23 protein-coding genes are annotated in these 12,159 nt (G+C 59.7%); 8 read left to right on the top strand and 15 right to left on the bottom strand.

What is annotated here, in order from left to right; genetic code table 11:
• Nucleotides 1-108 precede the first annotated feature (108 nt).
• From ACEWE8_RS24825 to ACEWE8_RS24760, 14 genes are all read right to left on the bottom strand, one after another.
• Nucleotides 109-498: an antiterminator Q family protein gene (locus ACEWE8_RS24825; protein WP_054572660.1), complete on the bottom strand. Its 390-nt coding sequence runs from the start codon at nucleotides 496-498 to the stop codon at nucleotides 109-111.
• Entirely contained in the window at nucleotides 495-782 is a 288-nt protein-coding gene (locus ACEWE8_RS24820; RefSeq protein ID WP_395589401.1) for a hypothetical protein, read from the bottom strand. Before ACEWE8_RS24820 ends, ACEWE8_RS24825 begins: the two co-directional genes overlap by 4 nt.
• The gene (locus tag ACEWE8_RS24815; RefSeq protein WP_395589400.1) at nucleotides 779-1,282 is read right to left on the bottom strand and encodes a hypothetical protein; all 504 of its coding nucleotides are present in this window, start codon (nucleotides 1,280-1,282) and stop codon (nucleotides 779-781) included. Before ACEWE8_RS24815 ends, ACEWE8_RS24820 begins: the two co-directional genes overlap by 4 nt.
• Nucleotides 1,269-2,663 (bottom strand): replicative DNA helicase, encoded by a 1,395-nt coding sequence (locus ACEWE8_RS24810; protein ID WP_395589399.1) that lies wholly within the window; start codon nucleotides 2,661-2,663, stop codon nucleotides 1,269-1,271. Before ACEWE8_RS24810 ends, ACEWE8_RS24815 begins: the two co-directional genes overlap by 14 nt.
• Nucleotides 2,660-3,460: an ATP-binding protein gene (locus ACEWE8_RS24805; RefSeq protein WP_395589398.1), complete on the bottom strand. Its 801-nt coding sequence runs from the start codon at nucleotides 3,458-3,460 to the stop codon at nucleotides 2,660-2,662. Before ACEWE8_RS24805 ends, ACEWE8_RS24810 begins: the two co-directional genes overlap by 4 nt.
• Complete coding sequence (locus ACEWE8_RS24800; protein WP_395589397.1) at nucleotides 3,441-4,217, bottom strand: hypothetical protein; 777 nt, start codon at nucleotides 4,215-4,217, stop codon at nucleotides 3,441-3,443. The genes ACEWE8_RS24805 and ACEWE8_RS24800 overlap by 20 nt, the downstream gene beginning before the upstream one ends.
• Nucleotides 4,214-4,444: a hypothetical protein gene (locus ACEWE8_RS24795; RefSeq protein WP_395589396.1), complete on the bottom strand. Its 231-nt coding sequence runs from the start codon at nucleotides 4,442-4,444 to the stop codon at nucleotides 4,214-4,216. Before ACEWE8_RS24795 ends, ACEWE8_RS24800 begins: the two co-directional genes overlap by 4 nt.
• Nucleotides 4,441-5,031 (bottom strand): hypothetical protein, encoded by a 591-nt coding sequence (locus ACEWE8_RS24790; protein WP_046786649.1) that lies wholly within the window; start codon nucleotides 5,029-5,031, stop codon nucleotides 4,441-4,443. Before ACEWE8_RS24790 ends, ACEWE8_RS24795 begins: the two co-directional genes overlap by 4 nt.
• Nucleotides 5,028-5,342, bottom strand: a complete 315-nt coding sequence (locus ACEWE8_RS24785) for a hypothetical protein (protein WP_046786648.1) — start codon at nucleotides 5,340-5,342, stop codon at nucleotides 5,028-5,030. Before ACEWE8_RS24785 ends, ACEWE8_RS24790 begins: the two co-directional genes overlap by 4 nt.
• Entirely contained in the window at nucleotides 5,339-6,166 is an 828-nt protein-coding gene (locus tag ACEWE8_RS24780) for an ORF6N domain-containing protein (protein WP_046786647.1), read from the bottom strand. Before ACEWE8_RS24780 ends, ACEWE8_RS24785 begins: the two co-directional genes overlap by 4 nt.
• A complete protein-coding gene (locus ACEWE8_RS24775; protein ID WP_046786646.1) occupies nucleotides 6,163-6,885 on the bottom strand; it encodes a hypothetical protein in 723 nt (240 codons plus the stop codon). The genes ACEWE8_RS24780 and ACEWE8_RS24775 overlap by 4 nt, the downstream gene beginning before the upstream one ends.
• On the bottom strand, nucleotides 6,882-7,178 hold the full coding sequence (locus ACEWE8_RS24770; protein ID WP_046786645.1) for a hypothetical protein: 297 nt from the start codon (nucleotides 7,176-7,178) through the stop codon (nucleotides 6,882-6,884). The genes ACEWE8_RS24775 and ACEWE8_RS24770 overlap by 4 nt, the downstream gene beginning before the upstream one ends.
• Nucleotides 7,172-7,573, bottom strand: coding sequence for a hypothetical protein (locus ACEWE8_RS24765; RefSeq protein WP_144415476.1), 402 nt, complete (start codon nucleotides 7,571-7,573; stop codon nucleotides 7,172-7,174). The genes ACEWE8_RS24770 and ACEWE8_RS24765 overlap by 7 nt, the downstream gene beginning before the upstream one ends.
• Nucleotides 7,574-7,712: 139 nt before the next feature.
• Complete coding sequence (locus ACEWE8_RS24760; RefSeq protein ID WP_080952131.1) at nucleotides 7,713-8,012, bottom strand: Cro/CI family transcriptional regulator; 300 nt, start codon at nucleotides 8,010-8,012, stop codon at nucleotides 7,713-7,715.
• A 91-nt stretch (nucleotides 8,013-8,103) separates the two neighbouring features.
• Here ACEWE8_RS24760 and ACEWE8_RS24755 point away from each other — a divergent pair, with 91 nt between their 5' ends.
• Nucleotides 8,104-8,919, top strand: a complete 816-nt coding sequence (locus tag ACEWE8_RS24755; RefSeq protein ID WP_046786643.1) for an XRE family transcriptional regulator — start codon at nucleotides 8,104-8,106, stop codon at nucleotides 8,917-8,919.
• 35 nt (nucleotides 8,920-8,954) lie between these two features.
• Here the strand turns inward: ACEWE8_RS24755 and ACEWE8_RS24750 are convergent, their stop codons facing one another.
• Nucleotides 8,955-9,272, bottom strand: a complete 318-nt coding sequence (locus tag ACEWE8_RS24750) for a DUF1654 domain-containing protein (protein ID WP_046786642.1) — start codon at nucleotides 9,270-9,272, stop codon at nucleotides 8,955-8,957.
• 157 nt (nucleotides 9,273-9,429) lie between these two features.
• Here ACEWE8_RS24750 and ACEWE8_RS24745 point away from each other — a divergent pair, with 157 nt between their 5' ends.
• The 7 genes from ACEWE8_RS24745 (at nucleotide 9,430) to ACEWE8_RS24715 (ending at nucleotide 12,098) form a co-directional block, all read left to right on the top strand.
• Complete coding sequence (locus tag ACEWE8_RS24745) at nucleotides 9,430-9,816, top strand: LuxR C-terminal-related transcriptional regulator (RefSeq protein WP_046786641.1); 387 nt, start codon at nucleotides 9,430-9,432, stop codon at nucleotides 9,814-9,816.
• A 107-nt stretch (nucleotides 9,817-9,923) separates the two neighbouring features.
• The gene (locus ACEWE8_RS24740; RefSeq protein ID WP_046786640.1) at nucleotides 9,924-10,367 is read left to right on the top strand and encodes a tellurite resistance TerB family protein; all 444 of its coding nucleotides are present in this window, start codon (nucleotides 9,924-9,926) and stop codon (nucleotides 10,365-10,367) included.
• Nucleotides 10,364-10,567, top strand: coding sequence for a hypothetical protein (locus tag ACEWE8_RS24735; RefSeq protein WP_046786639.1), 204 nt, complete (start codon nucleotides 10,364-10,366; stop codon nucleotides 10,565-10,567). Before ACEWE8_RS24740 ends, ACEWE8_RS24735 begins: the two co-directional genes overlap by 4 nt.
• 51 nt (nucleotides 10,568-10,618) lie before the next feature.
• Nucleotides 10,619-10,813: a carbon storage regulator CsrA gene (gene csrA / locus ACEWE8_RS24730; protein ID WP_046786638.1), complete on the top strand. Its 195-nt coding sequence runs from the start codon at nucleotides 10,619-10,621 to the stop codon at nucleotides 10,811-10,813.
• On the top strand, nucleotides 10,800-11,363 hold the full coding sequence (locus ACEWE8_RS24725) for a hypothetical protein (RefSeq protein ID WP_395589395.1): 564 nt from the start codon (nucleotides 10,800-10,802) through the stop codon (nucleotides 11,361-11,363). The genes csrA and ACEWE8_RS24725 overlap by 14 nt, the downstream gene beginning before the upstream one ends.
• The gene (locus tag ACEWE8_RS24720) at nucleotides 11,360-11,542 is read left to right on the top strand and encodes a hypothetical protein (protein WP_046786637.1); all 183 of its coding nucleotides are present in this window, start codon (nucleotides 11,360-11,362) and stop codon (nucleotides 11,540-11,542) included. The genes ACEWE8_RS24725 and ACEWE8_RS24720 overlap by 4 nt, the downstream gene beginning before the upstream one ends.
• A complete protein-coding gene (locus ACEWE8_RS24715) occupies nucleotides 11,535-12,098 on the top strand; it encodes an HNH endonuclease signature motif containing protein (RefSeq protein WP_395589394.1) in 564 nt (187 codons plus the stop codon). The genes ACEWE8_RS24720 and ACEWE8_RS24715 overlap by 8 nt, the downstream gene beginning before the upstream one ends.
• Nucleotides 12,099-12,159 lie beyond the last annotated feature (61 nt).

Below are 12,159 nucleotides of genomic sequence, written 5' to 3'. Positions count from 1 at the left end.
AAAAACACAAAACCCCGACACAATGGCCGGGGTTCCTCTGTGTCGCGTTGCTTGCAAGCTGGACACGCTGCTATGAAAACAGGTGTTTATCCGCCCGCATAGAACTTTTTACGCAGCTTCTCGAATTTCTTCGAGGGCGCAGTCGATCCATGCAACGCCAGCCTTGATGATCTCTCGGGCCTTGCGCTCGGACATTCCAGCCTCCCGACCTACCCGCATAGCCGGTTGCTTGTAGCCGTAGTACGCCCACACGAAGTCCCCCATCTGCTGGTTGCGCTTCACAAGCCTTGCAACAGCACCATCCACGACCAGCGCCAGATCGTCCGTGATCACATGCTGGCGCGCACCACCCTCGGATGGGACGTTGTCCCGCATGAGCGCATACAGGGGTGAGACGTACCGTGGCACGCCCATCTCGCACATCCGCCACCAGCCCCACTGCTCGAGCAAGTACTCGGTATCGCCCAGCATCTTGTCCACGTAGGTTCTTTTCTTCATGCAGCCCTCCGGGGCGTTGGGTCAGTGTCCAGGCCGAACAGCTCGCAGAGGAGCTTGTAGGCGTGCTTGTTCTTGGCGCCACCCTGGATGATCCAGGCCTTGGCAAATTGCTCGAAGCCCTGATTGGAGCGCGAGCTCAGCCAGTCCACCACGATATCCATCAGGGCAGCCGAACCCATACGGCCGTTGGGCTGGTCCAGCATCATGCGGTTGCCTTTCTTCAGGAACTCACGCTCTACTGGGGTGAGGATCTTTTGCGGTGCGACCGCAGTTACGGTGCTCATTGGGTCACCCCCGAGGCCATGCGAGCCTCTGCGATTCGAACGAAGCCCATGAACTGGTCAGCCGGCAGCGACTCTTTGATTACGTCGAGGATGACCCGGTCCATGTGCTGCTGGGCGTGCGTCTTGGCCTCCTTGCGCAACTGGCCGCATCGGTAAAGCAGGCGGGCGCGGTCATGGTTGATGTGCTTGAGCGCTGCCTTGGCCCGGTTGTACCAGCTGCGGTTGTAGGGGATTCCCTGGGCAGCATCAGCCTGCGCCTGATCGAGCGCCAGCTCCAGACGGATGGCTTCAGTGACCAGCTGCTCATGCAGGGCTTCACACTCGGCAAGGGTGGCGGGCAGCTCGATAGGGCCGCGCAGGCCGGCGTTGGGTGCCTGGGCATTGCCAGTGGCAACAGGCTGCCCGGCACCAGCACGCTTGGTCACGATCACCGAGACGACCGGCTTTGCAGGCGTACGGGCTGGCGGCTTGCGGCCTGGCCACAGATCAGAAAGTTTCATGGCGTTTGCTCCCCTTATGGCGCTGGGCATAGCTCTCTCGCCCCATTTCGACATCATCGTCAGTCGGCATAGAGCCTTCGAAGTTTGCGAATCGGCTGTACTGGCCCTCCTGCTGCAGAACGCAGCTGCCGACCTTCGCATGGCGGCACTTGGTCATCAGGATCTCGGTCAGGCCGTTCTTGCCGTGCTCGGTATCCATGTCGCGGTGGACCATCAGAATGCAGCTGGCGTCGGCCTCGATCTCGCCCGAGTCGCGCAGGTCGCTGGACTGGGGCTTCTTCCCGGGGCGCTTGGTCGAGTCTCGGTTCAGCTGGGCCAACTCGATGACCGGGATACCCATTTCCTTGGCTAGCTGCAGCAGGGCCTTGCTGATCTTGCCCACCTCCTCGGTGCGAGATCGGCCGCCACGCTCGCTACGCACCAAGGTCAGGTAATCGACCACGATCCCGGCCAGGCCGTGCTCACGCTGGCAGCGCCTGGCTGTGGCCCGAATGGTCGCCGGGGTTTGCACTGGGTCATCGCAGACAAACAGCGGCGCATCCAGAGCGATGGCTACAGAGCCAGACAACTTCGCCCAATCCTCTTCTCGCATGCGATCCGGCTCGTCCAGCTTGGCCAAGTCGATGCCACCCAGCGATGCGATGGCACGCAGCCCCAGTTCTTCACCAGGCATTTCGATGGAGAACACCAGCCAGGGCTTCCGCTCCTTCACAGCGTTGTACTGGGCGACCTGCAGGGCCAGGGTGGTCTTGCCGCTCCCTGGCAGGCCGGCAATCACAGTCACCTTCTTCGGACGAATGCCACGTACTAGCTTGTCCAGGCTTTCGAGGCCTGTGGAGGGCCACTTCGGTGCCACGCCTTGGTGCTTCTGGTCAATCAGGTCAGCGGCATCACCCATCCACTGATCCAGGCGCTTGAACTCCTTGTGCTCGCCATCGAGGTTCCGCAGGTCGGCCATAGCCTGCTGGGCGGCGGCGATCACATCGGCGGTCGGCTCTCCAGCGCTGACCATCTCCACCGCCACGTCGTGCACGGCCAGAATGCGCCGCAACACACTCCAGTCCTTGACGTGCTTGACGTAGGTCTTCCAGCTGGCCAGCGATGGGGTGTTCTTGGTCAGGTCAGCGGCATAGGCTAAGGTGTTGTTGCCGCTTGGCAGGCGGCGCTGCACTGCGTCAACGGTAACCGGGTCGATGGGCATGCAGCGCTCCTTGCAGTCGTTCATTGCCTCAAAGAGCGCTGCATGGTCGGGATGATGGAAGTCAACCGAAGAGAGCTGGCCCATGATGTCCTCGACCAGGCCGGCATCCTGCTTCAGGCTGGCCAGCATGATCGACCCCAGCACGCCTTGTTCGGCGGGAATGCTGTGAAACTCGATCATGCTACTGCCCTCATCGAGGACCAGGTGAACCCGACTTGCTGCCCGCCGTTCTGGCGCAGGCGGTCAAGGGCGCGGTCACCGATGTAGGTTTTCAGGTTCTCGGCACCCAGATTGCTGATCAGCACGGTGGGCAGCACTGCCTGGTACCTGCGGTCGATGACAGCGTGCAACAGGCCCAGCTCGTACTCAGAACCCTTCTGACAGCCAACCTCGTCGATCACCAACAGGTTCAGGCCACCCAGATGCACCACCACGTCGCGGTCGGTGTAGCCAGAGCCTGGAACCATCGACGCACGGGCGATGCTCACGATATCCCCGGCAGGGATAATCAGGGCGGTAGCCCCGTCAGCCACCACGGTGCGCACGATCGCGCTGGCAAGGTGTGTCTTGCCGGTACCTACGTTGCCGGTCAGCAGCAGCGAGCGGCCAGAACGGAAGTGTTCAGGGAACTGCTCGGCATAGGCCAGGCACTTGGCCAGGGCCTTGCGCTGGGGGTCAGTCTCGGCGTGGTAGCTGTCGAACGTAGCGCCAGCAAAACGGGGGGTGATTCCAGCTCCAACGAGGGCCGCCATGAGGTTTTCAGCTGTGCGCTGAGCGTTGGCCTGGGCGCGCTCTGCCGACTCGCGAGGAGTGGTGTGCAGAGCCTCCCAGGCGCAACGCTTGCAACCACGCGCCAGCATCGAGCCGTCCAGCTGCTCGACTTCGCTCATGTCGACCTGGCCATGCACAGCGCACTCGCCGGAGAAGATGCGCATGAAGGGGCGACGGTGGAACAGGTCAGAAATTCGAACGGCCATCGTGGCTCTCCTGGTACATGTCATCGGTGTGCTGCGGAAGGTTGTTGAATGCGCTGGATTGGGCGGCGCCAGCAGCGGGCAACTCATCCTCCCAGCGCTTGCCATTCAGCCAAGTGGCTGCGTGCGGGATGAACTGACCTCCATCCTTGGTCCAGTCGGGAGACTTGCTCCAAGCAGCCAGGGCGGTGCCGATGCGGGCGAACAGGGAGGCGTCCACCTTGAGCTTTGCCCAGGCCTTCTCGGCTTTGACCTTGCCGACCTTGCGCGGGTAGAGTTTCCAGAAACTATCGAACTCGACCAGACAGGGAGCGTCAGCGACCGTTGGTTTTTTCTCTATTGATTGAGTAATAGAATCCTTTATTAAGTAGCTGTCGGTTTGCCCACAGTTCGGTAAACCCACACTTCGGTTAACCGAATATTCGGAAACCTGTAGGTTCGGTTCGTAGTGGACGATGACGCGACGGCCGAGCACCTTGCCGGTCCCTTCCTCGCGCACGACTTCATGGCTGACCAGCCCCAATTCCTTGAGGCAGGCCATGGCCTTCGAGTAGCGCTCACGACCGATTGCGAACCGGTCTTGCAGGTGTGAACCAATGACCTTCCAGTCGCTGGATCGGGTCTGGAGGTAGGTCCAGATAGCCAGGGCATCGGGATTGATGATCATGGCCACCACATCGTTGCTCAGTGAGCTGTACGGCGCCTGCTTGGCGTAGAACGTCGTGGGTGTAGCTTTTTCCACGTTCACTGGCTTGCTCACAGTTGCAGCTCCTCACAAACGCGGCGCACGAACTGGTCGTACCCCTCAACAAACATGCAGCCATGCCCCTCCAGCGCAGCACGCAGCCGCTTGCTGAACTCGTAGAACTGCCATCGGACCGATTCGGGCTGGCCCCGCATTGCCCTGTAGGTTGGCCAGCCGGTTGGGATGATCTTTGCGCCAGTGCGCTGCGGGAGCGCCTGGAATGGGTTCGAGGTCGTGGTCATTGGAGAGTCTCCGATGAGGGACCAGTGATCTTCGCTGCATGCTTGGCCAGGTCGGTCATGCTCCCGCCAGCCAAGCGAAGGACGAGCGACCGCAGCGCGGTGGTGGCATCCAGCGCGGTTACCCGCGCCTCCGCCATCGCAAGCGCCTGGGGCGAGTGGTCGATGATCGTTTCGAACACTCGCTCGCTGTAGTTGAACGCAGCACTGGCCAGCTGCAGGTTGCTCAGCCGATCGAATGCTGTCGGCGGCAGCGGCTGATTGAGTGGCGATACAAGTGGGATGCTGAAGGTGGGCGGATCACCACCATCCAGCAGATGCCGGCGCTCCTGCTCAAGGTGCTCTTCCGACACGACGTTCGCGTCATGTCCGGTACGCCGCTCGAACAGCACGCTCAGAGCCAGACTGGCAGCAACCAGGCTGACGTGAGTCTCGTCACGCTCATGGATCTGCGAACCGCCATCCACGACCTCAAGAGACTCCATCACCGCCTCGAACGAGATCAGCAACAGCTCGGGGTCAGAAAACTGTTCGAAGTAGGCCTTATCAAGAACCTTTGGGTTGCCAGGAAAATCGAGGACATTGCTCATTGGGCACGCTCCAGGCGCTCGACCAGGCCGCGCAGCTTGCGTTTCAGTTTGGTGGTGAGCTCCCGAGCATCAAGCCAGCGCTGGAAGGCAGCATCGGTGAATCTCAGGACGCCCATGAAGCGCTCGTCGTCCGGGTCAACGCGCTTGCGCGGCTCGCCGGGGTACGGGTGTCCGTAAGCGGCGAAGTAGGTCTTGTACAGGCCGTTCAATTCACGGCGCAGAGCATTGCGCTGTGTTTCAGCCTGCTGGTAGCCAACGGCCGCCTCGGCGATCAGCCCCATGAGTTGTTCGTAGGTCGGTTTCTTGCTCACAGGGAATTCTCCGGATTGAACTTGGTGTAGAAAAAATCGCCATTCCAGGTCTGCTTCATGGGCAGTTTCCCGGCGAGGTACATGTCGTGCAGGCGGCGTGCACCCTCCTCCAGCATCACGGGCGTGTACTTGATGAACGACGGAATGCCTTCGCCGCGGATCGTGGTGGGCTTCTCTGTCAGCCAGTGCTTATCGCGCGCCTCGGCGTACACCCGGTATTTCGGGGAGCTGTCGGGGTCTCGTTCGGAGTTGAAGACCCACTTGATGTGGATGAGGTAGGCCATGACCTGCTGCGAATTCACACCATTGAGGCGCTTGGCGAATTGCGGAACCGTCTCCCCAGGCATGAACAGGTTCTCTAGGGCTTCAATCTTCTTGGCCTGCTGCCGGTTCTCCAGCGCCAGCACGGCCTTCTCCTCGGCCAGATCGGCAGCAAGGCGCAGGGCGGCCGGCAGATCCTGTGGCAGCATCGGCGTTGATACCGGCCTGAAGTAGTTGCTGACCAGCTGGCGCTGGACGGTCCAAGCCAGGTCATCGGTCAGCGACTTGACCAACATCAGGTAGCCCTGCTCGGTAAGCAGAACCACGTCGTTCCGACGAAGGCTGTCCGGTATGGCCCCGGGGTTGTTCCGACGAATTTCGTCGGAACCAACTTGGAAGTAATCATCCCCTGCAATCAACCGTTCGCGATGCTCGCGGAAGTTGCGACCGGCAGTCCCTTCGGGTCGCTCATGCACCTGATCGATCATCGCCAGGGTGACGACGCGCTGGCCGCGGTACTCGACGACGGGCAGCTGGGTGCTGCGGATGGTGACCAGGTTCATGCGAAGGCCCTCGAGCGAGTGTCGCGGCGGTAGATGCGGCGTTTCTCGCGGACACGCTCAACGAGCGCGGGAGAGACCCGAGGCCCCACGTAGGCAACCATGGAATCGCTGACCAACATGGACTGAGGCACGTAGGTGTATTGGCCAGCAGGCAAAGCGCGGGAAGGACGCCGGCGGCGATTGAGGTTCCTATCGAGCAGCGCGAGAGAGTCGGCCACGAACCGCTGCCCACGCCTGCCGGTCTCGCTCAGCGGAAGCTGCTCACCTGGGCGGATCTGTTGCCAGGCGTAACGGTCGGCCAGCACCTCGTTGACCATCCGCATCACGCCCTCGCACTCTTGCTGGACCTTGATGTCCGCTATGCCCCAGGCATCGAAGATGTCGAAGTTATCGAAGCGGTGGCCGATCTCGTGCGCAACGATGAACGGATAGACCTCATGATCCTCGAGAGCGCCCCAATTCAGCTCAGGCCGAACCGCTGAGCGCAACCGCGCCAAGTCCACGCTCGTGGCGAGTTGAATGCCGCAGCACTCGTCCCACCCGCTATCGCTGCTCGAAGCATTAGCACAGGTCAACTGAGCTAGCGGATTGAACATTCCCCACGCCCCATTCATTTCCGTGAAGGTCGAAAGGCTCAGGCAGCAAGACGCCTGCTTGGCCAGCTCGGCGAAATGGCGGTACTGAGTGCGCGTAAGGCGCAGAGTTGTATCGGTCTTCATACCGCACCTCCCGCTTCCTTCGCATCATGAAAGGCAGCCGCGTTACGGTGCAGGTAGAGGAAATTGCGGGTGGAAAAAACGATCGCTTCCAGCTGGCGCTCAAGCTCGCACACCACGGGATTTTTAAAGCCGCCAAGCCCTGGGACAATTTGCGCCCAGTACAAAGCCTTGATGACTCGGAATGCCTCGCGAGCTTCGTTGAATCGTGCGATTTCGGCAGGGGTGAGAGTCACATCCTGAACGATCTCGCCGGAAATCGGCGGCGCCATTACCTCCGTTCGGACTGTCAGCATGCTGCACCTCCCGCGCCACGAACTAAAGAGGTAAGGTTTTGTGGCGCGACCTCACCAAACACCATCGACAGACCAAGACGCTCGGCGTAAACCGAGGCCGGAAATTCTGCTTCACGACAGCTGATGATGATGTCGCGGTGCCGATCAGCCTGTTGCTGAAGCTCGGCCAATTCAGCAGTCGCCCTTGGAGGCACGCAAACCAGGCGAGCGAATGGGTACGCTTGACGAAGCAGGTCGACGCATTCGTTTTCAAGGTCTTTCCCTGAAACTGGCGGAAGCTGAGTGCCGGTATCAGGCCCGCAGATAGATATAATTGCGAACGGTTGCGGCCATTCATCAGTGGATGGCGGGTATTGCGTCCGGTTATGTCCGGTGGTATTTTTCGGGTGCGACATAGCGCCGTCTCCTTTTCAAAGACGTTACGAAGTAACCACTCCTCCTACAGAGTGGCGTGAGAAACCCGCTCCCTACGGCGGGTTTTTTGTTGCCCGGAGAAAAGTCAGCCGGACAGCAAAAACTGGGCGGCGCAGGCGCTCATGGGCTCACCTGCGCCGTACTGGATGAATTCACAGCAGATTCGTTGGGCTGCGCGTGATTGCTTCTCGCTGCTACCTTTTGTTCCAAGGTCGGAAGCGATTCCGCCAGCGATGGACGGATGCTCGAAGCGGTGAAACGCCCATGAGTTTTGGCCTGAATGATCAGCGCCATGTCAGCAGAGCAGCCATGGATACCGCGAACCCAGCCGCTGACAGTGCCTTGCGTCACGCCAAGGGCTCTCGCTGTTGCTACCTGACCGCCAAAGAACTTGACCAAGTCGTTGAAGATTTCATTCATGGGCATTACGCCGAATAGAGGTATGCCTTTACTCTATTTTACAGGGATACCTTTTTGCAAGAAAAAAGGTTAACCATTAAATTGGTGAGTTATGGAACTTAAAGATCGCCTAAAGCATGCCCGTCGCCACGCTCGCCTCACTCAATCGGAATTGGCCGAAAGGGCGGGCATCAAGCAGGCCTCTATTTCTGAGATTGAGCGTGGTCTTTCTCGGACGAGCGGCCACTTGGTGAAGCTTGCCCAGATCTGTGGCGTAAATCCCCTCTGGCTAGCAGAAGGAGCTGGTCCAGCATTTGATGGGGAAGAGGACGACGCACCGCCCCAGGTGACCTCGGCCGCAGATATGGTTCGGCAGATGCTTGCGAACAAAGGAGCCGGCCTCTCCGAGCAGGCGCGCAAGCGACTTTTAGAGGTGGCCGAAGAGACTGACTTGCTTCCTGGGTCGCCCAATTCCATCGCCAACTACGGCCGGCACCAGTCAGGTGATGAGGTGCGCATTGCACACTATGATGTGCGAGGCGCCATGGGGGGCGGACAGGTCACCCATGACTATCCTGAGATGCTGCAGGATGTGAAGGTCAGCTTGCGGCATTTGCGCGAACTCGGGTTGACCTTTCAGGAGCCGCATCACCTCAAACTGGTAACTGGCTGGGGGCAGTCCATGGCTCCAACCATCAAGGATCGTGACCCACTAATTGTCGATGTGCACATCCGTGAGTTTGTCGGTGATGGTGTGTATTTCTTCTCATGGGGAGGTCATGAGTACATCAAGCGCCTGCAGATCGCTGACGACGATCACTTTGAGATGATCTCCGACAACCCAAAGCACAAAGATCGGATGATCCGCAAAGAAGAAACCTACATCCAGGCGAGAGTGCTCTACGTCTGGAATGGCAACTTGCTGTAACGCGCCGAGCCTGGGCCCAGCGCGCAAGACTGCTCCTAAAACGGTGCGGCGACCTCTTCCTCGACTTCTACCTCCTCCATCGCCAAGGTGGAGGTCTGCTCTTCATCAGTCTCCCACTGAAGCGTCACGCTTCCATCATCGCTGAATGTCATATCTATTCCCGGGGTTTCAGCGATCATGCTCATGACCTCCTCCCAATTCTGATCGCTATCAGTATCAAGCTGGTGAATTGTGACCCATCTCTGGGTCTGAGCTATCGGGTGGTTGATCATCGAAGAAACCCTCAAGACCAAACGCTCCATGCCTGTCATCTCCGTGCGCTGCTCTGCCGCTTGTTTTTTTTGCTTGGCCACAACCTTCTCCTGGTTACTGTATATCCATACAGCAAAGAATATCCAAGCGATGTCGCCTGAGGGAAGCGTCGCGAAAAAATAAAGGTATGCCTGTTGACAGGTAAATAAAGGTAAACCATTATTTGCTCTATCAACTAACTCGCACGGAGCGAAGCACATGAACGCACTGACTTTCGGAAACTGGACTGGCAGCCTTGGGCTGGGCTTGGCGGAGCGCGAGCTCCAGTGCGTCATGGCTGTGGCGTGTGGGCTGACCAGTAAAGAGGCCGCCCGTGAGCTCGGTGTAGCCAAGGACACCATCGACAAGCGTTTGCTTGCCGCCAGCACCAAGCTCGGCGTCATCAAACGTGCTCAACTTGTAGCTGAAGCAATGCGGCGCGGCCTGATCTCTCCCGCCGCAATCTTGGTCGCGATCCTTGCGGTGCACGGCGCCGTCAGCGATGACCAGTTCCTTCGCGTTCGCCGGAGCGGCAACAGTGGTGAGCGAAAGATTGAGACCCGTGTAGCAACCCGGCGCGCTGAGTGCGCCTTGGCGGTGGCGTGACGCTGCCCGCCTGACCTGATCCAACCCTGATTTTTGCGAAAGCCAACAACCGCGGCAGGCCCTCTGCTTGCCCGAAGAAAGCTCCACCACCCCAAGAGGAAACACCCATGTTCGGCAAATTGTTCGGCAAGAAATTCGGCAACGCTAAGGCAGAGCTGAAGAAGGTTGAAAACCGCGACCTCATGCAGGCCATTGTCGGCGGCTGCATCTTGGTTGCCGCAGCTGATGGCGATATTGAGAAGTCCGAAGTCGACAAGATCGACCAGTTGATCCGCTCCAACAAAAGCCTTGAGCACTTCGGTCCTGAGATCACCGCCACCCTGGGCCGCTTTACCGAGCAGTTGCAGGCCGGCTTCCGCGTGGGCCGCCTGAACATCCTGCGCGAGATCCGCGACATCAAGAACAACCCGTCCGACGCGGAGGAGGTGTTTGTGAACATGATCACTGTGGCCGAAGCCGATGGCGAGATCGAGCCTGACGAGTTGAAAGTGCTGGCCGAGATCGGTCGCGAACTGGGCCTGCGCCTGTCCGACTTCGGGATCGAGGCGTGAAGCGAAAGCACATCGGCTTGGGCGCGGTTGCTGGGCTTGCCCTGTCCGCGCTCGCTATCACTGCTGCAGTGAACTGGGGGTCGTGCCAATGGTACGGCTATCAGACCGAGCGGCAGACCAAGTTCGCGCCCTATGTTGGCTGCATGGTGAAGACCGCCAGCGGCTGGGTGCCGCGTAACGAACTACGCACTACGCAGTGACCAAAAGGGGTGGTGATTTCCACCATCCCTCAACCACACAAGGAGTTTGAGATGCTTATTTTGACCCGTCGCGTAGGCGAAACCATCCGCATTAACGACGACATCAGCGTAACGGTGCTGGGTGTCAAAGGAATGCAGGTTCGCTTGGGCATCGACGCCCCGGAAGGTGTAGCTGTTCACCGTCAAGAGATCTACGAGCGCATCCAGGCCGACCAAGCGAAGGAGGGGCACCATGACGCAGCCTGATCGCATCAGCCTGGTCTTGAAAGCCCCTGAGGGCGGCAGCCTGGAGCAGGTCCTGCACTTCACCAAGCTCGGCGCCCATGTCTCTATTGGTCGCGGCCTGGCCGTGATCGCTGGCGCCAGCGAGGGCGACTGGCAATGGGAGCTTGAGAGAGCCCTTGCCCGTGCCGGCGGGGCTCCGCAGATGGTGGCTGTGTACGCGCCTTGGACCGATGTGCAGGTGCTGGACTTCTTGTCGGTCGCACTGCGCCACGTTGTGGTTGAAGGCGACCTGCAGTTCAGCGACATCAACGACGCCATGCGCTACATGGCCGAGAAGGGTCAGCCAGCGTTCTGCAAGGCGTTCTGTATCGACGAGCACGTCAAGCTGGTAGCCGATGCTCGCCGGTACCGCTGGCTGCGTGACCGAGAGCGAATCGAAGATCCCGACGAAGACCTGTTGGTGGTGCGCGGCGATAACTGGCTATCCGGCGAAGAACTGGACCAGGAGATCGATACCGCCCTGCGCGTGCAGGCCATGCAGCATCAGGTGTTGCAGGAGCAGCAGCCATGACCCAGCTCAAGCCTGCCCGTAACGAATTCGAAGACCTGGGCGAGCGCCTGGTGCGTTTCGGCAAGGCGCTGCAGGACAGCACCACCAGTGTGGGACGGCTCAACCAGCTGGCCAAGGAGTGCGGTATCACCCTGCGCCTGCGTGCCGTAGCCGAAGGGGAGGGCGCCATCCATGGGTAGCCTCGCTGAAATGGCGGCGGAGCATGCTCGCCGGGCTGGAAAGCGCATTCGTCCCGTTTGGAGCGATGAGGCGACCCTTCTGCTGATCAAGCACTACGCGCTTACCCCAATGAATGAGTTGGCCAAGTTGCTCGGGAAGACACCTGAGCAAATCAAGAACAAGGCGAATCTGCTGAAGTTGCGAAGAGACCCATCGTTTCAGCACGTCACTCGCTTTCAGGCGATACCTCGCGGGGTCACGGCGCATAACTGGATTGAGCCCGGCGAGCGTCGAGATGACGGGCGCTATATCAGAGTGAAGCTACCCGATGGCAGCTGGGTGCTCGAGCACCGCTGGGTCTGGGAGCAAGCCAATGGCCCGATCCCCGACGACTGCGTGATAGTCGCCAGGGACGGCAACATCAAAAACACCGACCTGGACAACCTTATGTTGGTCACGAAGGACATGCACTGCCGCTTCAACCAGGTGCGCAAGTACCCGGCTGACTTGCAGGAAGTGATCCTCGCCCAACACGAACTCAAACGAGCGATACGGAAGAAGACCGATGAAAAATAAGCTCAGCGACCTGCGTGACCATCTTTTCGCCCAGCTCGAGGCGGTCCGCGAAGCCAGTGAT

It is taken from the genome of Pseudomonas sp. TR47 (assembly GCF_044143025.1).
In the GTDB taxonomy this organism is placed as follows: domain Bacteria; phylum Pseudomonadota; class Gammaproteobacteria; order Pseudomonadales; family Pseudomonadaceae; genus Aquipseudomonas; species Aquipseudomonas putida_E.
Note: the sequence above shows the minus strand (reverse complement) of the source record. Positions and strands in the feature narration are given on the sequence as shown.